Source organism: Microbacterium sp. SGAir0570 (assembly GCF_005491085.2).
Taxonomy (GTDB): Bacteria; Actinomycetota; Actinomycetes; order Actinomycetales; family Microbacteriaceae; genus Microbacterium; species Microbacterium arborescens.
The window spans coordinates 406,973-424,746 of the sequence record NZ_CP027929.1 but is presented as its reverse complement, the minus strand read 5'-3'; the positions used below and the strand labels follow the sequence as shown (position 1 = coordinate 424,746).

The 17,774-nt window shown below is 71.3% G+C and carries 20 protein-coding genes; 12 read left to right on the top strand and 8 right to left on the bottom strand.

From position 1 onward, the window contains the following. Nucleotides 1–6: 6 nt before the first annotated feature. Nucleotides 7–969, bottom strand: a complete 963-nt coding sequence (locus C1N74_RS02015; RefSeq protein WP_023952773.1) for an SDR family NAD(P)-dependent oxidoreductase — start codon at nt 967–969, stop codon at nt 7–9. A 42-nt stretch (nt 970–1,011) separates the two neighbouring features. Between C1N74_RS02015 and C1N74_RS02010 the strand changes: the two genes are divergently transcribed. Beyond that, nucleotides 1,012–1,821: an HAD-IIA family hydrolase gene (locus C1N74_RS02010; RefSeq protein WP_023952774.1), complete on the top strand. Its 810-nt coding sequence runs from the start codon at nt 1,012–1,014 to the stop codon at nt 1,819–1,821. Between the two features lie 112 nt (nt 1,822–1,933). Then, a complete protein-coding gene (locus C1N74_RS02005) occupies nt 1,934–2,119 on the top strand; it encodes a hypothetical protein (RefSeq protein WP_023952775.1) in 186 nt (61 codons plus the stop codon). Between the two features lie 25 nt (nt 2,120–2,144). Here the strand turns inward: C1N74_RS02005 and C1N74_RS02000 are convergent, their stop codons facing one another. Continuing rightward, nucleotides 2,145–2,555, bottom strand: coding sequence for a RidA family protein (locus C1N74_RS02000; RefSeq protein WP_064956355.1), 411 nt, complete (start codon nt 2,553–2,555; stop codon nt 2,145–2,147). A 76-nt stretch (nt 2,556–2,631) separates the two neighbouring features. Between C1N74_RS02000 and C1N74_RS01995 the strand changes: the two genes are divergently transcribed. Beyond that, nucleotides 2,632–3,030 carry a helix-turn-helix domain-containing protein gene (locus C1N74_RS01995; RefSeq protein WP_258317975.1) on the top strand — a complete coding sequence of 133 codons (399 nt, stop codon included), beginning with the start codon at nt 2,632–2,634 and terminating at the stop codon, nt 3,028–3,030. Between the two features lie 5 nt (nt 3,031–3,035). Here the strand turns inward: C1N74_RS01995 and C1N74_RS01990 are convergent, their stop codons facing one another. The 3 genes from C1N74_RS01990 to C1N74_RS01980 form a co-directional block, all read right to left on the bottom strand. Next, nucleotides 3,036–4,127: an alkene reductase gene (locus tag C1N74_RS01990; protein WP_137749857.1), complete on the bottom strand. Its 1,092-nt coding sequence runs from the start codon at nt 4,125–4,127 to the stop codon at nt 3,036–3,038. Between the two features lie 113 nt (nt 4,128–4,240). Beyond that, nucleotides 4,241–4,819, bottom strand: coding sequence for an orotate phosphoribosyltransferase (pyrE, locus tag C1N74_RS01985; RefSeq protein WP_023952782.1), 579 nt, complete (start codon nt 4,817–4,819; stop codon nt 4,241–4,243). A 41-nt stretch (nt 4,820–4,860) separates the two neighbouring features. Then, a complete protein-coding gene (locus C1N74_RS01980; RefSeq protein ID WP_137749856.1) occupies nt 4,861–5,355 on the bottom strand; it encodes a metallophosphoesterase family protein in 495 nt (164 codons plus the stop codon). 63 nt (nt 5,356–5,418) lie between these two features. Between C1N74_RS01980 and C1N74_RS01975 the strand changes: the two genes are divergently transcribed. From C1N74_RS01975 to C1N74_RS01965, 3 genes are all read left to right on the top strand, one after another. Beyond that, nucleotides 5,419–6,258: an exodeoxyribonuclease III gene (locus tag C1N74_RS01975; protein WP_064956358.1), complete on the top strand. Its 840-nt coding sequence runs from the start codon at nt 5,419–5,421 to the stop codon at nt 6,256–6,258. A gap of 72 nt (nt 6,259–6,330) precedes the next feature. Beyond that, the gene (locus tag C1N74_RS01970; RefSeq protein WP_137749855.1) at nt 6,331–7,617 is read left to right on the top strand and encodes a sensor histidine kinase; all 1,287 of its coding nucleotides are present in this window, start codon (nt 6,331–6,333) and stop codon (nt 7,615–7,617) included. A gap of 50 nt (nt 7,618–7,667) precedes the next feature. Next, entirely contained in the window at nt 7,668–8,312 is a 645-nt protein-coding gene (locus tag C1N74_RS01965) for a response regulator transcription factor (RefSeq protein ID WP_052007807.1), read from the top strand. A gap of 4 nt (nt 8,313–8,316) precedes the next feature. On the opposite strand, the gene C1N74_RS01960 is transcribed toward C1N74_RS01965, so the two are convergent. Further along, nucleotides 8,317–9,651, bottom strand: coding sequence for a DUF2029 domain-containing protein (locus C1N74_RS01960; protein WP_219994754.1), 1,335 nt, complete (start codon nt 9,649–9,651; stop codon nt 8,317–8,319). A gap of 73 nt (nt 9,652–9,724) precedes the next feature. Beyond that, a complete protein-coding gene (locus C1N74_RS01955; RefSeq protein ID WP_137749852.1) occupies nt 9,725–11,536 on the bottom strand; it encodes a glycoside hydrolase family 15 protein in 1,812 nt (603 codons plus the stop codon). 81 nt (nt 11,537–11,617) lie between these two features. Between C1N74_RS01955 and C1N74_RS01950 the strand changes: the two genes are divergently transcribed. From C1N74_RS01950 to C1N74_RS01930, 5 genes are all read left to right on the top strand, one after another. Then, nucleotides 11,618–12,661, top strand: a complete 1,044-nt coding sequence (locus C1N74_RS01950) for an ABC transporter substrate-binding protein (protein WP_258039051.1) — start codon at nt 11,618–11,620, stop codon at nt 12,659–12,661. Further along, on the top strand, nt 12,658–13,689 hold the full coding sequence (locus C1N74_RS01945; RefSeq protein ID WP_052007626.1) for an iron ABC transporter permease: 1,032 nt from the start codon (nt 12,658–12,660) through the stop codon (nt 13,687–13,689). Before C1N74_RS01950 ends, C1N74_RS01945 begins: the two co-directional genes overlap by 4 nt. Continuing rightward, nucleotides 13,686–14,450 (top strand): ABC transporter ATP-binding protein, encoded by a 765-nt coding sequence (locus C1N74_RS01940; protein ID WP_023952794.1) that lies wholly within the window; start codon nt 13,686–13,688, stop codon nt 14,448–14,450. The genes C1N74_RS01945 and C1N74_RS01940 overlap by 4 nt, the downstream gene beginning before the upstream one ends. A 135-nt stretch (nt 14,451–14,585) precedes the next feature. Next, the gene (locus tag C1N74_RS01935; protein WP_064956364.1) at nt 14,586–15,482 is read left to right on the top strand and encodes an ABC transporter ATP-binding protein; all 897 of its coding nucleotides are present in this window, start codon (nt 14,586–14,588) and stop codon (nt 15,480–15,482) included. Continuing rightward, nucleotides 15,479–16,567, top strand: coding sequence for an ABC transporter permease (locus tag C1N74_RS01930; RefSeq protein ID WP_064956365.1), 1,089 nt, complete (start codon nt 15,479–15,481; stop codon nt 16,565–16,567). Before C1N74_RS01935 ends, C1N74_RS01930 begins: the two co-directional genes overlap by 4 nt. A 52-nt stretch (nt 16,568–16,619) precedes the next feature. Here C1N74_RS01930 and C1N74_RS01925 read toward each other — a convergent pair whose 3' ends face one another. Next, nucleotides 16,620–17,009: a VOC family protein gene (locus tag C1N74_RS01925; protein ID WP_064956366.1), complete on the bottom strand. Its 390-nt coding sequence runs from the start codon at nt 17,007–17,009 to the stop codon at nt 16,620–16,622. A 134-nt stretch (nt 17,010–17,143) separates the two neighbouring features. On the opposite strand from C1N74_RS01925, the gene C1N74_RS01920 reads away from it, so the two are divergent. Further along, nucleotides 17,144–17,725: a nitroreductase family protein gene (locus C1N74_RS01920; RefSeq protein ID WP_023952802.1), complete on the top strand. Its 582-nt coding sequence runs from the start codon at nt 17,144–17,146 to the stop codon at nt 17,723–17,725. The last annotated feature ends 49 nt before the right edge of the window (nt 17,726–17,774 follow it).

Sequence of the window (17,774 nt, the reverse complement as noted above, 5' to 3'; positions counted from 1 at the left end):
GCGCGATCAGCTCTTCGCGCGCGTCCGGCTCGCCTTCAGATACGGCCACGGCGTGCGGGTCGTGTGCTCGCAGTACGACCACAGGCGCGCGGCGATCTCGGGATCGCGCGTGATCGCCGCGGGCGTCGCGACGCGCGGCTCGCCCCGCACCACACCGGAGGGTCCGTAGAACTCGCCGCCCGCGGCATCCGGATCGACGAGCGCGCGCACGAGCGGCCAGGCCCCGCGCTCCTTCGACTGGGTCACGGCGACCTGGAGGTTGTCGGTGAAGCGCGTCATGCGCGTGGGCTCGTTGATCCCCGCGATGCCGCGGGTGCGCCCGCTCGTGGAGTACCCGGGGTGGGCGACCAGGCTCGAGACGGGCACGCTCGCCGCCCGCAGCCGCTGGTCGGCCTCGAGGCCGAGCGAGGTCGTGGCGACCTTCGACTGGACGTACGCGCGCCAGGGCGAGTAGTCGCTCTCGAGCTCGATGTCGGTCGGGTCGTACTTCCAGATCGAGGTCGACACCGAGCCGACCCACACCATGCGCCCGCGGCCCGCGGCGAGCGCGATGAGCAGCTCACCGGCGAGCGCGTAGTGGCCGAGGACGTTGGTGGCGAACACCAGCTCATGGCCGTCGGGGGTCGTGCGGCGCTGCCGAGGCGGGTGCACGATCCCGGCGTTCAGAAGCAGGCCGTGCAGGGGCTTGCGCCCGCGCGCGGTCGCCGCCGCCGCACGGACCGAACCGAGGTTGCTGGTGTCGAGCAGCAGCGTCTCGATCGAGCCCACCCCCTCGGGAAGGGCCCTCGTGACCGATGCGCGCGCGGTCGCGAGGCGCTGCGGGCTGCGGCCGGTCATGATGACGTGGGCCCCCGCGGAGGCGAGCTGGAGCGTCGCGAAGTAGCCGAGCCCCGCGTTGGAACCCGTGACGAGGTACCGCTTGCCCGACAGGTCGGGCAGCTTGCGGGGATTCCAGTCGTCGTGGGCCACGAGTGAAGACTACGGCCGGATCGCCACGGCTAGGCTGGGGCCATGCGGACACGCGCCGATATCGAGTGCTGGCTCACGGACATGGACGGCGTCCTCGTCCACGAGAACCACCCCATCCCGGGTGCGGCGGAACTGCTCGCGCAGTGGCGCGAGACGGGCACGCCGTTCCTCGTGCTGACCAACAACCCCTTCTTCACGCCGCGCGACCTCAGCGCGCGTCTCGCGCGGTCGGGGCTCGAGGTCCCGGAGGACCGCATCTGGACGTCGGCGCTCGCGACGGCCGACTTCCTGCGGTCGCAGCATCCCGGCGGCTCGGCGTTCGTCATCGGCGAGGCCGGCCTCACCACGGCCCTGCACGAGGCGGGCTACATCATGACCGAGACCGACCCCGACTACGTCGTCGTGGGTGAGACCCGCAACTACTCGTTCGATGCCATCACGAAGGCGATCCGGTTCATCAACGCCGGCGCACGCTTCATCATCACGAACCCGGATGCCACGGGCCCGACTCCCGAGGGCGTGGTCCCCGCCACCGGCTCGTTCGCGGCGCTCATCTCGCACGCGACCGGCAAGAGCCCGTACGTCGTCGGCAAGCCGAACCCCATGATGTTCCGCTCCGCGATGAACCGCATCGGAGCGCACTCCGAGAACACCGGCATGATCGGCGACCGCATGGACACCGACGTCGTGGCAGGCATCGAGGCGGGCCTGCACACCGTGCTCGTGCGAACCGGCATCTCGGACGACGCCGAGATCGAGCGCTACCCCTTCCGCCCCGACGAGATCCTCGACTCGGTCGCCGACCTGCTCGAGGCCGAGCCGTACGAGACCGAGGATCCGGGCATCCTGTGAACGAGTTCGAGCAGAACCTGCTGCTGATCAGCGTCGCCCTCATGCTCACGACCACCCTCGTGGTCGTCGTCGTGCAGATGGTGCGGCGGCGTCGGGACGGTGACGACGACTGATGTCGATCGTCCTGGCGCTCACCGGACTGGCGGTGCTGCTGGTCGCCCTCATCATCTTCGTGCGCAACCAGCAGATCGGCACCGACGGCACCAATCGCGGGTCGACGCGGCGCGGCATCATACTGCTCATGTTCTTCGGCCTGCTGCTCGGCCTCGCCTCGCAGCTGCCCGTCTTCCGGGGCTGAGGTTCCGGGGGCCCGCCGCGGGGCGTCAGTCGAGGATCGCGGTCGCCTCGACCTCGACGAGGACATCGGGCTCGAAGAGGTAGTCGACCCCGATGAGCGATGCCGGCGGCATCGGCGTGGGCAGCCCGATCTCCTCGGCCACCTCCTGGACACCCGCCATGAAGTCGGCGATGCGGTCGGGGGACCACCCCGTGACGTAGAACGTCAAGCGGACGACATCGCCGAGCCCCGCCCCCGCGCTGGCCAGCCCGGCGTGGGTGTTGCGAAGGGCGCGAGCGACCTGACCGGCGAGATCGCCCGGGGCGACGGGCCTGCCGTCGGCGGTGCGGGCGATCTGGCCGGCGACGGTGACGTGGCGGGTTCCCGTGGCCACGGCGACATGGTGGTACGGGACGGGCTGCATCAGCGAGGCGGGTGACGACAGGTGGACGGTCATGTGTATCTCCTTGCATCGACGCGGGTATCTCATGGATACCTGGTGCGCGGAGGTCACTTCAACGAGACTGGGTAGCGTGACCGATACCGCCCCCACTGCCACAGACCGATTCGGGATCACCGCCCCGCATCGCGAGCTGCTCGACCAGGTGCTCGACCGGTGGTCGCTCGCGGTGCTGAACGAGCTGTGCGACGTACCCGCCCGGTTCAGCACCCTCAGGCGGGCGATCCCCGCCGTGACGCAGAAGTCGCTCACCGCGACCCTCCGGCGCCTCGAGCGCAACGGGATCGTCGAGCGCGTGGTCCTCAGCACCCGGCCCGTCGCCGTGGAGTACCGGATCACGCCGCTCGGCAAGACGCTGCGTCCGCCCGTCGACGTCATCCTCGCCTGGGCGCACGAGCACATGCCCCGCATCGAGGACGCACGTCGGCGCTTCGACGATGAGATGGACGGAACGCCCGGGATCGGGGCCTAGGTCGATCAGACCGTGCCGGCGCGCACCTCGGCGAGGAAGGGATAGTCGATGTATCCTTCGGCGGTCGAGCCGTAGAAGAGCTCGGGGCGCGCCTCGTTGAGCTCGGCGCGCTGCTGCCACCGCACCGCCAGGTCGGGGTTGGCGATGACAGGACGGCCGACGGCGACGGCATCCCCCCAGTCCGACGTCACGAGCGTCTCGGCCTCTTCGCGGGTCGTGGGCGAGCCGAAGCCCGAGTTGAGGATGAACGGCGCGCCGGCCACGCGGCGGATGTGCTGCACGAGGTCTCCCGTGGGGTCGGCGCTCAGCACGTCGACGAACGCGAGCCCGAGCGGGGCGAGCCCTTCGGCGACAGCCGTGTAGGTGGCGAGGGCGTCGGCGTCGTCGTGATCGAGCACACCCTGGATGTTGTGCTGCGGCGACAGGCGGATGCCGGTGCGGTCGGCTCCCACGGCTGCGGCGACGGCCCGCGTGACCTCGACCGCGAAGCGGGCACGGTTCTCGGGCGACGCGCCGTACTCGTCATCGCGCACGTTCGACACCGGCGAGAGGAACTCGTGCACGAGGTACCCGTTGGCGCCGTGGACCTCGACGCCGTCGAGCCCGGCCGCGAGGGCGTTGCGCGCCGCCTGTGCGAACTGTTCCACGACGAGCGGGATCTCCGCCGCGGTGAGCGCGTGGGCGATCGGCATGTCGACCTTGCCCTTCGGGGTCCGGGTCTGCCCGGGCGCAGCCAGGGCGCTCGGCGCGACGACCCGATCGGCACCGGTGATGTCGGGGTGCGACACGCGTCCGCCGTGCATCAGCTGCATGACGATGGTGCCGCCGGCCTCATGGACGGCGTCGGCGATGCGCCGCCAGCCCGCGATCTGCTCGTCGGTCCGGATGCCGGGCTGCCCGGGGTACGACTTGCCCTCGACGACCGGCCACGTACCCTCGGTGACGATGAGCCCCTGCCCCGCACGCTGGCGGTAGTACTCGACCATCACGTCGGTGGGGACGCCGTCCTCGCCCGCGCGGGTGCGGGTCAGCGGCGCCATGACGACGCGGTTCGACAGGTTCAGGGCGCCGAAGACGGCGGGCTCGTACAGGCTCATACCCGAGCGCAACCACCCCCACCCTGCGCGCTATTCCTCCGCGGGGCGGTTCGTTTGGCAGTTCACGCCCCCTCATGCGGCCGGAAGCGGCGGATGCTGCCAGGTGAAGCGCCTTACTGCGGCGCGAGCCCCAGGTCGTCGAGGTCGATCGCGGCGAGCCACTGCAGCCCGGCCTCCTCGACCGCCGCCTGCGCGCCGGTCTTGCGGTCGACGATGACGGCCACCGCGACGGGCTCAGCGCCCTCGCGCCGCAGCGCCTCGACGGCCTTGAGCGCGGACTGGCCGGTGGTCGAGGTGTCCTCGACGACGACGACGCGCTTGCCCGCGACATCCGCGCCCTCGATCTGGCGACCGCGGCCGTGGTCCTTGGGCTCCTTGCGCACGACGAACGCGTCGAGGGGGCGACCGGCACGCACCGACTCGTGCATGACGGCGTTCGCGATCGGGTCGGCGCCGAGAGTGAGACCGCCGACGGCGACGACGCCGTCGATGTCCGAGATGAGGTCGAGCATGATGCGGCCGATCGCGGGCGCGGCCCGGTGGTCGAGGGTCAGGCGCCGCATGTCGACGTAGTACGTCGCCTTCTTGCCGCTCGAGAGGGTGAAGTCGCCGTGGAACACCGCCTCGTCCTGAATCAGCCGGATGAGGTCCTGGCGGTCGGCTTCGAGCTCGGGCGTGCCTGCGACGGTCATGACCCCGATTCTACGAGCGGAGCGCGCGCGCCTCGCGCCGCTCAGACCACGACGAGCTCGACATCACGGAGCTCGCCCGCCTCGACCGTGAGCGTGAGAAAGGTCTTGTGCGGCTGGCGGCGCCGGTCGGTGGGCGAGCCCGGATTGAGCAGCCGGAGCCCGCGCGGGGTCGTCGTGTCCCAGGGGATGTGGCTGTGCCCGAACACGAGCACGTCGTCGTCGGGGTACGAGACATCCATCCGTCGCTCGCGCCCCGTCGCCGCCCCCGTCTCGTGCACGACCGCGAACCGGACTCCCTCGATCGTGCGACGCGCGACCTCGGGCAGCCGAGCGCGCAGGTCGGCTCCGTCGTTGTTGCCCCACACCCCCAGCACCTCGCCGTGCTCCTCGAGCTCGTCGAGGACGGATGCCGCGACCCAGTCGCCCGCGTGGACGATGAGGTCCGCCGCATCCGCTGCGGCGAGCACGGCATCCGGCAGCACCCGCGCCCGCCCGGGAACATGGGTGTCGGCGATGAGCAGCAGTCGCGTGACCATCCCCCGACGGTATCCGGATGCCGCGCAGCGGGCGACGTCCGATGCTCCGAATAGGCTGGAGGCATGCGCATCGCCACTTGGAACGTCAACTCGATCCGCGCTCGCGTCGACCGCATCGTCGGCTTCGCCGTGAACGAAGACATCGACGTCCTGGCGATGCAGGAGATCAAGTGCAAGCCCGAGCAGTTCCCGATGGAGCAGTTCGAGGCCGCGGGCTACCACGTCGAGCTGCACGGCCTGAACCAGTGGAACGGCGTCGCGATCGCCAGCCGCGAGCCGATGACCGACGTGCAGATCGGTTTTCCCGGGATGCCGGGCTTCCTCAAGGGACACGAGGGGCCCGACGCGCCGCAGGAGGCGCGGGCCATCGCCGCGACGGTCGGCGGCGTCCGGGTGTGGAGCCTGTACGTCCCGAACGGCCGGTCGCTCGACGACCCGCACTACGTCTACAAGCTGCACTGGCTGCAGGCGCTCGAGCAGTACACGCGCGACACCCTCGCAGCATCGCCCGACCTCGCCCTGGCGCTCACCGGCGACTTCAACATCTGCCCCACGCCCGAGGACGTCGGCGACCCCACCCTCATCGAGGGCGTCACGACCCACGTGTCCCCGGCCGAGCGCGCCGCCTTCCAGGCGCTGCTCGACGCCGGGCTCGCCGACACGGTGCGGCCGCTGGTCCCGACCGGGTTCACCTATTGGGACTACAAGCAGCTGCGCTTCCCCCGCAACGAGGGCCTGCGCATCGACTTCGTCCTCGGCTCGCCGGCCTTCGCCGACGCCGTCACGGGCGCCGCCATCCACCGTGACCAGCGCAAGGGCGAGGCGCCCAGCGATCACGTCCCCGTCGTCGTCGACCTCGACCTCGACGGTGACGACGACGACGATCGCCCGATGATCTTCTGACCGTCGTGCCGACCGTCCGGCTCCCCCGCACGGGGGATGCCGCGCCCCGGCGCTCCCCGTAGCGTGGAAGGCATGTCCGTGGCCACCCCCGTTCCCGACGAGCGCCTCGCCCCGACCCCCGAGCAACTGCGCAACGATCTGTGGCTCGCCGCCGCGCTGCTCGTGAGTGCGATCCTCAGCACCTGGCTCGGAAGCGTCGCCCAGGTCTGGGGAGGCGATTCCCCGCACCTCGGCTGGGGCCTGCTCTACTGCGTCGCACTGACGGCGCCGCTCGCGTTGCGTCGCCGCATCCCGGAGGTGTCGCTCATCGCCGTCGCGGTCGTCTACTTCGTCGGCATGTCGGTGCACGTCCCCGAGATGTACGTCGGCAGCATCGCCCTGTTCATCGCGATGTACTCGGTCGGCGCCTGGGTCGTCGACCGGCGCCGGGCGATGATCGTCCGCGTCGTGGTCATCATCGGCATGTTCTTCTGGCTGCTGGCGGCGATGTTCCAGGCGGCGAGCGAGCAGGGCGGCGACAGCGCCGCGGAGTTCTCGCTGTTCTCCCCCGTCGCAGCGATGATGATGCTGCAGTTCCTCTTCAACGTCGTCTTCTTCGCGGGTGCCTTCGCCTTCGGCGAGCGGGCCTACGCGGGCGCGCTCAGCCGAGAGGAGCTCGAACAGCGCACCCGCGAGCTCGAGCACGAGCGCGAGATCACCGCGGCCCAAGCGGTCGCGCTCGACCGCGTCCGCATCGCCCGCGAGCTGCACGACGTCGTCGCGCACCACGTCTCGGCGATGGGCGTGCAGGCCGGCGCCGCACGCACGGTGCTCGACCGCGACCCCGACGCGGCGCGGCGCGCGCTCACCGTGGTCGAGGAGTCGGCACGGGCGTCGCTGACGGAGCTGCGGCAGCTGCTCGAGACGCTGCGGACCCCGGATGCCACGGCCCCGCATGACTCGACGCTGCGGCTCGACGCGATCGAGGAGCTCGTACGGTACTCCGAGGAGAACGGTATGCCGACCACCTTCGCTGTCGTGGGCGAGCCGGTCGCGGCATCCGAGGTCGCGCAGGTGAACCTCTACCGCATCGCGCAGGAGGCGCTGACGAACGCCCGCCGCCACGGCGGGCCCGAAGCGCGCGCCGACGTGCGCCTGCGGTTCAACGGCGACGAGATCGAGCTCGAGGTCGCCAACGACGGGCGCGTGCGGTTCGGATCGACACCGGGCCTCGGCCTCGTGGGCATGCGCGAGCGCGCGGCTGCGTCGGGCGGATGGCTCGAGGCGGCACCGCGTCCGCGTGGGGGATTCCTCGTCCGGGCCCGCGTTCCCGCGAGTGCGCGGTCGTCCCAGCCGAGCGCCGAGGAGGTTCTCGCGTGAGCTCCACCGCCACGCCCACGTCGGTAGTGCTCGTCGACGACCATGCCGTCATGCGGGCCGGATTCCGCATGATCCTCGAGGCGAGCGGCGACATCGCCGTCGTGGGCGAGGCCGGCGACGGCGCCGAGGCCGTCGAGACGGTCGCGCGCCTGCAGCCGGACGTCGTCTTCATGGACGTTCAGATGCCCGTCCTCGACGGACTCGAAGCGACCCGCCGCATCGTCGCCGACCCGCGCAACTCCAGCGCAGTCGTCGTCGTGACGACCTTCGACCGCGACGACTACCTGTTTCAGGCGTTGCAGGCCGGGGCCAGCGGCTTCCTGCTGAAGAACGCCGGGCCCGAGGAGCTCGCCGCCGCCGTGCGGGTGGCCGCCGCCGGTGACGCCCTTCTCGCTCCGGAGGTCACGCGGCGGGTCATCGAGCGCTTCGCGGGCGGCCCGCCCGACGCGACCGCCTCGGCCGTCGAAGCACCCGCCGCGCCGCCGACGTCGACTCCTGCCGATCACGGCCTCACCGAGCGCGAGGCGGAGGTGCTGCGCCTCCTCGCGCGGGCGCTCAGCAACGCCGAGATCGCGCGCGAGCTCTTCATCGGCGACGCCACGGTGAAGACGCACGTGTCGAACATCCTCATCAAGCTCGGCGCCCGCGACCGCGTGGCCGCCGTCGTCCTGGCCCACCGCAACGGCTGGGCCTGACGGTTCAGGCCGGGTCTGAGACGGGCGAGCGCGAGGGGCGCGGCAGCGGCATCGAGAGGGGCCGGACCGCGCGCGGCATCGCGACGCGCCAGAGCGCCTGGATGCTCCAGATGAACAGTCCGACCAGCAGCACGTTCCGGGCGAGAAGCAGGCTCGCCGCGAAGGGATCGGCTCGCACGAGAGGCATGTAGAAGATCGGGAAGACGAGGGTCGTGAGGAAGCTCGTCACCGCCATCCACTTCGCCGGTGTCCGCCACCGGTCGGGATCGACGAGGAGACCGACCACGACGATCGGGGCGAGCCACAGCATGTACTGCGGCGAGCCGACCTTGTTGAAGACGATGAGCGCCGCCGTGAGAGCGAAGGCCCCGAGCACGACGAGTCGTCCCTCCGCGAGCTCGGTGCGCGGCGCGCCGGCGACCCAGGTCATCCGCGCACGCACCAGGAGCACGGCGATCCCCGCGAATGCGACGATCATCAGCCACCCCACGATCTCTCCGGCGGCCATCGCCCCGTATCCGACCACCTCGCGGGTCGCGAGCTCGTCGTTCTGCTGGATCCGCGCTCCGGGCATCTCCCAGATCGTCGCCCAGACCCAGGGGGTCGCAACGGGCGCTTCGAGCTGCGGCGCACGCGTTCCCTGAATCGTCAGGAAGCTGAAGAGGTTCGAGGCACCACCCGCGAGGACGATGGCGACCATGATGACGACGCTCGCCGCGATGCCGCCCAGGGCGACCCACCAGCGGCTGCGGCACACAGCGACCACGGCGGCCGCGATGGCGGCGGGCCAGACCTTGATCCAGGTCGCCAGGGCGATGAGCGCTCCGGCCACGACGGGCCGCCGCGAGACCCAGACGAGCCCGGCGATGGCGAGCGGCGCGGCGACCCCCTCCAGGCGCAGCATCGACACGGGGGCGAGAAGCAGAATGCTGAGCAGCCAGTACCAGGCGGCCGGGTAAGCCGATCGCCGCCGCAGCCGCGCGCCGGCGATCGCGGCGAGTGCGAGCCAGTTGGCACCGGCGAGCATGAGCAGCCAGACGAGCTGATACAGGTAGGGGCCGAGCGCGATCGGCGCGACGATCGGCAGCAGCGCGCCCGCCGGGTACACCCACTCGAAGTCGATGATGGGCCAGGTCCCCTGCACGGCATCCTGCGCCCACTGCCGGTACAGCGGCAGATCGCCCTCCGTGCCGCCCGCGATGATGAGGGGCAGGAGGGCGAGGATGTAGGCGGCGTGGAAGGCCACGAATCCGGTGACGAGACCTCGACGGGTTCGGCCGAACGCCGCCAATCGATGGCGGCGCGTCGAGCGGCGGGGGGATGCCGGAAGAGACGTCACCCGGGCATCATAGGCCCCGCGCATATCTGCACGATGAACGCCCGGGCGGCGCCGGCCGGCGGCCCGGATCGGCTCATCGGCGGTGCGCCGCGCGTCCGCCGTGGCCCGCCAGCGCATCGGCCGCGCCCACGAGCGCGAGATGAGACAGCGCCTGAGGGGTGTTGCCCGCCTGTCTTCCTCCAGTGACGTCGTACTCCTCCGACAGCAGTCCGACGTCGTTCGCGAGCCCGCACAAGCGGTCCATGAGCGCGGTGGCGTCGTCGATGCGTCCGGTCGCCGCGTACTGCTCGACGAGCCAGAACGAGCAGGCGAGGAAGGGATGCTCCGTGCCGGCCAGCCCGTCGACGCCGGCCTCGGTGCGGTAGCGCATCACGAGACCCTCGCGCAGCAGCGTGCTCTCGATGCGGGCGACGGTCGCGAGCATGCGCGGATCGTCGGGGGCGCAGAACCCGACGGCCGGGAGCAGCAGCAGCGATGCGTCGACCTCGTCGGTGCGGAAGTGCTGCGTGAAGTGGCCGCCGGCGGCATCCACACCGTGCGCGTCGATCTCGGCGCGCACGCGGTCGCGCAGACCCCGCCACCTGGCGGGATCGCCGTCGAGCCCGTGCTCCTCCACGGCCCGGACGCCCCGATCGAGCGCGGCCCAGATCATCGCGCGCGAATGGGTGAACATCTGCGGTTCGCCGCGGATCTCCCAGATGCCGTGATCGGGTCGGTCGAGCCAGGCGACGGCCTGATCGAGCAGCGCGCGCTGCAGCGCCCACGAGAACGACGTCTCGGTGACGCCGGCGATCCGGGCGGCTTCGAGAGCGACCATCACCTCGCCGATGACGTCGGCCTGGTACTGGTCGACCGCGCCGTTGCCGACGCGCACCGGCGACGACCCTGCATAGCCGGGAAGGCTCTCCAGCTCGCGCTCGGGCAGGTCGCGCTCCCCCGCGATGCCGTACATGATCTGCACGTCGGCCGGGTCGCCGGCCACCGCCCGCAGCAGCCAGTCGCGCCAGCGCGCCGCGGCCTCGAGATAGCCGTGCGAGATGTAGGCCTCGAGGGTGAGAGCGGCGTCACGCAGCCACACGTACCGGTAGTCCCAGTTGCGCGAACCACCGAAGTCCTCCGGCAGCGAGGTCGTCGCGGCGGCGACGATGCCGCCCGTCTCGGCGTGGGTGAGCGCCCGCAGCACGAGCATGGAGCGCAGCACCCGGTCGCCCCACCGCCCGCCGTCGCGGATGCGCCGCGCCCAGGTCGTCCACCACCCGCGCGTGCGGTCGAGGGCGTCGTCGACGTCGAACGGCTGCGGAACGTCGCGGTACGAGGCCTCCCAGCGCAGCACCGAGTCGACGGTGCGGCCCGCCTCGACACGGAACTCGCCCCGGTGCATCGTGTCCTGGGCGACGAGCCGCGGGCCGCGCAGCGTGACGGCATCGGGCCCCGCCACCGCGAGCAGGACGCCCATCGGCAGCGCATCGGAGGTGTCCCCCGCGCCGATCTGCCGCACCCAGGGAACGGCCCGCGCGTAATCGAACCGCAACCGCACCTCGCTCACGAAGTCGACCTCGCCCGCGACGCCGACGACGCGCCGGACGACCGCATCGACCCCGTCGAGGACCGGCATGAACTCGTGCACCTCGGCGACGCCGCCGGCGCACTCCCACCGGGTCACGAGCACGAACGTGTCGCCGTCGTAGCGCCGCGTCGCTGTCGCGTCCGGGTCGCGGGGCCGCACGCTCCAGCATCCGTGCGAGTGGTCGCCGAGCAGCGCCCCGAAGATCGATCCCGAGTCGTAGCGGGGAAGGCACAGCCAGTCGAGGTCGCCCCGGTCGGACACGAGCGCCGCGCTGCGGCAGTTGCTGAGGAGGGCGTAGCGCTCGATCGGTGCGGGCATCCTCGCATCATCGCGCCCGCGGGCCGGATCCGCCAACACCACGATTCGCGGACGCTTATTAGGCGAGGCTATCCTTCTCCGGTGCGTCTTCGTCACCTGGTCAGCCTCACCATCGTTCCGCTCGTCGCTCTCGCTCTCACGGGGTGCGGCGCATCGGAGGTCGTCCCGGCCGGCGCGGCCACCCCGGCCGGCAACGGCGAGACGTCCTACCCCCTGACGATCGAGAACTGCGGCCGCACCGTCACGGTGGATGCCGCACCCCAGCGCATCGTCTCGCTCGATCAGAACTCGACCGAGATCCTGCTCTCGCTCGGGCTCGAGGACCGGATCGTGGGCACGGCTTCGTGGACCGACCCGATCCTGCCCGCCCTCGCCGAGGCGAACGAGAAGGTGCCCCGCCTGGCCGACAACGCGCCCACCTACGAGGTCGTGCTCGGTGCCGACCCGGACTTCGTCACCGCCTCGTTCGGACGGCACTTCACGCAGGGCGGCGTCGCGACGCGCGACCGGTTCGACGAGACCGGGATCGGCAGCTACCTCTCGCCGACCGACTGCGACAACGGCGTCAGCATCAACGGCGGCGGCACCCGCACCACAGCCCTCACCGTCGACGCGCTCTACCAGGAGATCACCGAGATGGGTCGGATCTTCGACGTGTCCGACCGCGCTGACAAGCTCGTCGACGACCTGCGCTCGCGCGCTGCGGCGGCGACGGCGGGCATCGACGCCTCCGGCGCCACCGTCGCCTTCTGGTTCGCCGACACCAAGACGCCGTACGTCGCCGGCGGTCTCGGATCGGCGGCGCTGCTCGCTTCGACGACCGGGTTCACCAACGTCTACGCCGACCTCGACGACGACTGGCCAGCCACGACCTGGGAGGACCTCGTCGACCGCGACCCGCAGGTGCTCGTCCTCGGAGACCTGCAGCGCGACCGGTTCCCCGGCGACCGGCTCGACGACAAGGTCGCCTTCCTCGAGTCGGATCCGCTCACACGCACGATCGATGCGGTGCGCAATCAGCGGTACATCGCGCTGCACGGTGCCGAGCTGAACCCCTCGATCCGCTTCGTCGACGGGCTCGAGAAGATCGAGAGCTGGATGGCCGAGCACCGGGACGAGCTCTGAGCGCCCGCACCCGCGGCCCCCTCGCCACGGCCGCGCTGCTCGGCGGCGGCATCCTGCTGCTCGTCGTCTCGGTCGGCGTCGCGATCACCCTCGGCCCGGCGGACATCCTGCTCGTCAACGTGCGCGACATCATCACCAACCACCTCGGTCTGACCGACATCCCCGTCCGGGCCGCGAAGGACGCGATCGTCTGGGAGGAGCGGCTGCCGCGCGCCCTCGTCGCCGCGACGTGCGGCGCCGGGCTCGGGCTCTGCGGCGTCATCATGCAGTCGCTCCTGCGAAACCCCCTGGCGGAACCCTTCATCCTCGGCATCTCGTCCGGCGCCTCGACCGGCGCCGTCGCGATCGGCGTGCTCGGCCTCGGCGGCGCCGCACTCGGCCTGTCCGGGGGCGCGTTCATCGGCGCGCTCGTCGCCTTCGCGGTGGTGCTGCTGCTCTCACGCCTCGCCGGCGGCGGCAACGACCGCGTCGTCCTGGCCGGTGTCGCGAGCACGCAGCTGTTCTCGGCGCTCACCTCGCTCGTGATCTTCGCGTTCGCCGACGCCGACGAGACCCGCGGCGTGATGTTCTGGCTTCTCGGCTCGCTCGAGGGCATCCGCTGGGACGACGTGGTGCTGTGCGCCGTCGTCGTCGGGCTGGGCTCCCTGCTGTGCCTGCGCTACGCCTCGGCCCTCGACGCCTTCGTCTTCGGTGACGAGGTCGCGGCTTCCCTCGGCATCCACATCGCACGCACGCGCGGCATCCTGCTGGTGACGACGGCGCTGATCACCGCCACCCTCGTCAGCGTCGCCGGCGCGATCGGGTTCGTCGGCCTCGTCCTGCCGCACATGGCGCGCCTGCTCGTCGGGTCGCGCCACGGCCGACTCATCCCCACCACGGTCGTCGCCGGAGCGGTCTTCATGGTGTGGGTGGATGCCGGCTCGCGCGTCGCGTTCTCACCGACCCCCCTTCCCGTCGGCGTCGGCACCGCGCTGGTCGGCGTGCCCGTCTTCATCGCCCTGCTCGCCCGCCGGAGGAACCGCGCATGACCCTCGCCGCACGCGACCTGTCGTGGACGCGCTCGGGAACGCTCGTCGTCGACGGCGTGAGCGTGCACCCTGAGCCGGGGCGGACGCTCGGCCTGCTCGGCCCCAACGGATCGGGCAAGTCGTCGCTGCTGCGCCTGCTGCACGGGCTCGTCCGGCCGGATGCCGGTCTCGTGACCCTCGACGACGAGGACCTCGCCTCCCTCGGCCGGCGGCGCGTCGCGCGTGCCGTCGCCGCGGTGACGCAGCACGCCGACACCGAGGTCGACATCACCGTGCGTGAGGTCGTGCGCCTCGGCCGCATCCCGCACCGCACCGCGTTCGGCGGCGACCCCGCGGCGGACGAGGCCGCGATCGACCGTGCTCTGGAGCACGTCGCCCTCACCGATCGAGCCGATCGGCTCTGGCACACCCTCTCGGGCGGCGAGCGTCAGCGCGCGCAGATCGCCCGCGCTCTCGCTCAGGAGCCGCGCGAGCTGCTGCTCGACGAGCCCACGAACCACCTCGACATCCGGCATCAGCTCGACCTGCTCGAGCTCGTCTGCGACCTGCCCGTGACGTGCATCGTCGCGATCCACGACCTGAACCTCGCCGCGATGTACTGCGATGCCGTGATGGTGCTGCGGTCGGGCCGGGTGGTCGCCGCCGGAGCCCCCGCCGATGTGCTGACCGCCGAGCTCATCGCCGACGTCTACGGGGTGGCCGCCGAGGTCACCGCTGACCCACGGGACGGGCATCCCGTCATCACCTTCCTGCGCCGCTGACCCGGTCGTCGCCTGCCCCACTCCCCCGCACGGCTCCCCCGCCGGGCGGGGCGTTCTCCGCCACGATCCGCCGTACGGGGGATCCGCCCGCCCCCGCTCGCTCCCTAGCGTGGAGTCATCGGCTAAGGAGGCGGAATGCTCGAACTGAGCGGCATCACCAAGAACTACGGCACGCACCGTGTGCTCGACGACGTGGGGTTCCGAGTGCCCGACGGACGGCTGACCGGTTTCGTCGGCGGCAACGGAGCGGGCAAGACCACGACGATGCGCATCATGCTCGGCGTGCTCTCCCGCGACCGGGGCGAGGTCACCCTCGACGGGTCGCCGGTGACCGCTGCCGACCGCCGCCGCTTCGGGTACATGCCCGAAGAGCGGGGCCTGTACCCCAAGATGAAGGTTCTCGAGCAGATCGTGTACCTGGCCCGGCTGCACGGCTTCTCCAAGCCGGAGTCCACGTCGCGTGCCCGGGCCCTGCTCGAGGAGCTCGGCCTCGGCGAGCGCCTGAACGACAACATCGAGACGCTGTCGCTCGGCAACCAGCAGCGCGCGCAGATCGCCGCCGCTCTCGTGCACGACCCCGAGGTCCTGATCCTCGACGAGCCGTTCTCGGGTCTCGACCCCCTCGCCGTCGATGTCGTGGCCGGTGTCCTGCAGACCCGGGCCGCCCAGGGCGTCGGCGTGCTGTTCTCGTCGCACCAGCTCGACGTCGTCGAGCGTCTCTGCGACGACCTCGTCATCATCGCCGGCGGCACCATCCGCGCCGCCGGCACCCGTGAGGGGCTCCGCCGCGAGCACCAGGGGCACCGCTACGAGCTCGTCTCGACGGGGGACGCCGGCTGGATCCGCACCGAGCCGGGCGTCGAGGTCGTCGAGTTCGACGGCGGCTACGCCCTGTTCGACGTCGATGCCGACGAGACGGCTCAGCGCGTGCTGCGCCGCGCCGTCGAGCACGGAGACGTCGCGAGCTTCACGCCGCGGCATCCCTCCCTCGCCCAGATCTTCACCGAAGTCATCCAGGAGGTCGCCCCGTGAGCGCCGCATCCCCCTCATTCGCCCAGAGCACCTGGCTCGTCGCCGAGCGCGAGATCGGCTCGAAGCTGCGCAGCAAGTCTTTCGTCATCTCGTTCGCCATCCTCTTCCTCGGCGCGCTCGCGCTCGTGATCTGGGGCGGTTTCTCGGCGGGGGACGACAGCGGCTCACCCGTCGCGGTGACCCCGGACGCCGCCTCGTACGTCCAGAACGCCCCCGGCCTCGACGTGAAGGACGTCGCCGACCGGGCGGCCGCCGAGAGCGCCGTGCGCGACGGCGACGTCGACGCCGCGGTCGTCGCCGACGCGTCCGCACCCAGCGGATACGTCGTCATCGGCGACACGTCGGTGTCGAACACCATCCTCATGTCGCTCGCGCAGCTGCCGAAGGTCGAGCTGCTCGACCCCTCCGGCGACGCCGGATTCCTCGGCTACATCGTGGCGATCGGGTTCGGCGCGATCTTCTTCATCTCGGCGCAGACCTTCGGTGCGACGATCGCGCAGTCGGTCGTCGAGGAGAAGCAGACCCGCGTCGTCGAGCTGCTGATCTCGGCCGTGCCCGTCCGGGCACTGCTGGCGGGCAAGGTGATCGGCAACACGGTGCTGGCGATGGGGCAGATCCTCATCCTCGCCGCCGTGGCGGTGATCGGGCTGACGGTCACGGATCAGACGGCGCTGCTCACGGGCATCGGCGCGCCCATCGCCTGGTTCGCGGTGTTCTTCCTGTTCGGCTTCGTGCTGCTGGCCGCCCTGTTCGCCGCGGCCGCCGCGATGGTCTCCCGCCAGGAGGACATCGGGGCGACCACGACACCGCTCATCCTGCTCGTCATGGCGCCGTACTTCCTCGTCATCTTCGCCTGGAACAACCCCCTGATCCTCGGGATCATGTCGTACGTGCCCTTCTCGGCACCGGTCGGCATGCCGATGCGCCTGTTCCTCGGCGACGCGTTGTGGTGGGAGCCGCTGCTCTCGCTCGCGATCCTGCTCCTGACCTGCGTCGGCGCGATCCTCGTGGGAGCGAAGATCTACGAGAACTCGCTCCTGCGCATGGGCGCCCGCGTCAAGCTCAGCGAGGCCCTGCGCCGCTGAGCCGCACACCGGCGGGCCACCCACCCTCCCCCCTCATCGCCGTCCTCCCGGTTCACGCCTGGAGGACGGCGATGACGTTTCCGGCGGGGTCGCGGAACCAGGCGATGTCGGGCCCGCCGCCACCGCCGCGCACGATGCCCCGCTCATCGGAGGGGAACACCTCGTCGGGGTAGATCTTCGTGTCGACGCCGCGTTCGCGGAGCTCGTCGACGGCGGCGTCGATGTCGTAGACCGGGAAGTTCAGGATCGTGAAGCTCGCGGGCGTGTGGTCGGGTTTGGCGTAGACGAGGATGCTGCCGCCCGACGCCAGCCGGATCTCGAGGAAGCCCATGGCGTTGGTCTCGACATCGAGACCGAGGGTGTCGGTGTAGAACGATCGGGCCGCGTCGATGTCGTCGACGCTGAACCCGCTGAAGGCCCCGTCGGGGGTGAATGCGCTCATGCCGACAGATTCGCCCCGACCGGATGCCGGCGCAAGAGGTTTCTCGTGACGGGGAATGTCGAGGGACGCGCCGTGGTTCGCACGTGACGGGACGATGGAGTCCGACGCTGTCCGCACGAACCCGGGAGAATCCCATGTCCCTCATCGAAGAGCGCGTCGCCGAGACCGACGCCCCCGTCCTCGACATCCTCGCCGCCCGCTGGAGCACGCGCCTGTACGACGAGGTCTCCCCCGTCGACGAGGACGCCCTCGCGAGCGCCCTGGAGGCGGCACGCTGGGCCCCGTCGGCCTTCAACGCGCAGCCCTGGCGCTTCGTCGTCGCACGACGCGGCACCCAGACCCACGAGAAGGTCGTCTCGACGCTCGTCGAGTTCAACCAGGCCTGGGCCGGCCCCGCGGGCGCGCTCATCGTCTTCATCGCGCAGACCGAGAACAACGGCAAGCCCGTGCCCACCGCGCTCTACGACCTCGGCCAGGCCGCCGCGCACTTCACCGTGCAGGCCCACGCCGACGGCCTCTACACCCACCAGATGACCGGTTTCGACGCCGACGCACTCGCGGTGGAGCTCGGCATCGAGGCCCCGTTCATCCCCGTCACCGTCATGGCCGTCGGTGAGCTCGGCGACGTCGACGCCGCCCCCGCCGCCGTCCGCGAGCGCGAGCTCTCGCCCCGCACCCGCCGGCCCGTGGCCGAATCGGTCGTCATCGACGACTGAGCTGCCCGCAGGCATCGCGCGGGGGGGCGCTCGCACCATAGACGAGGGC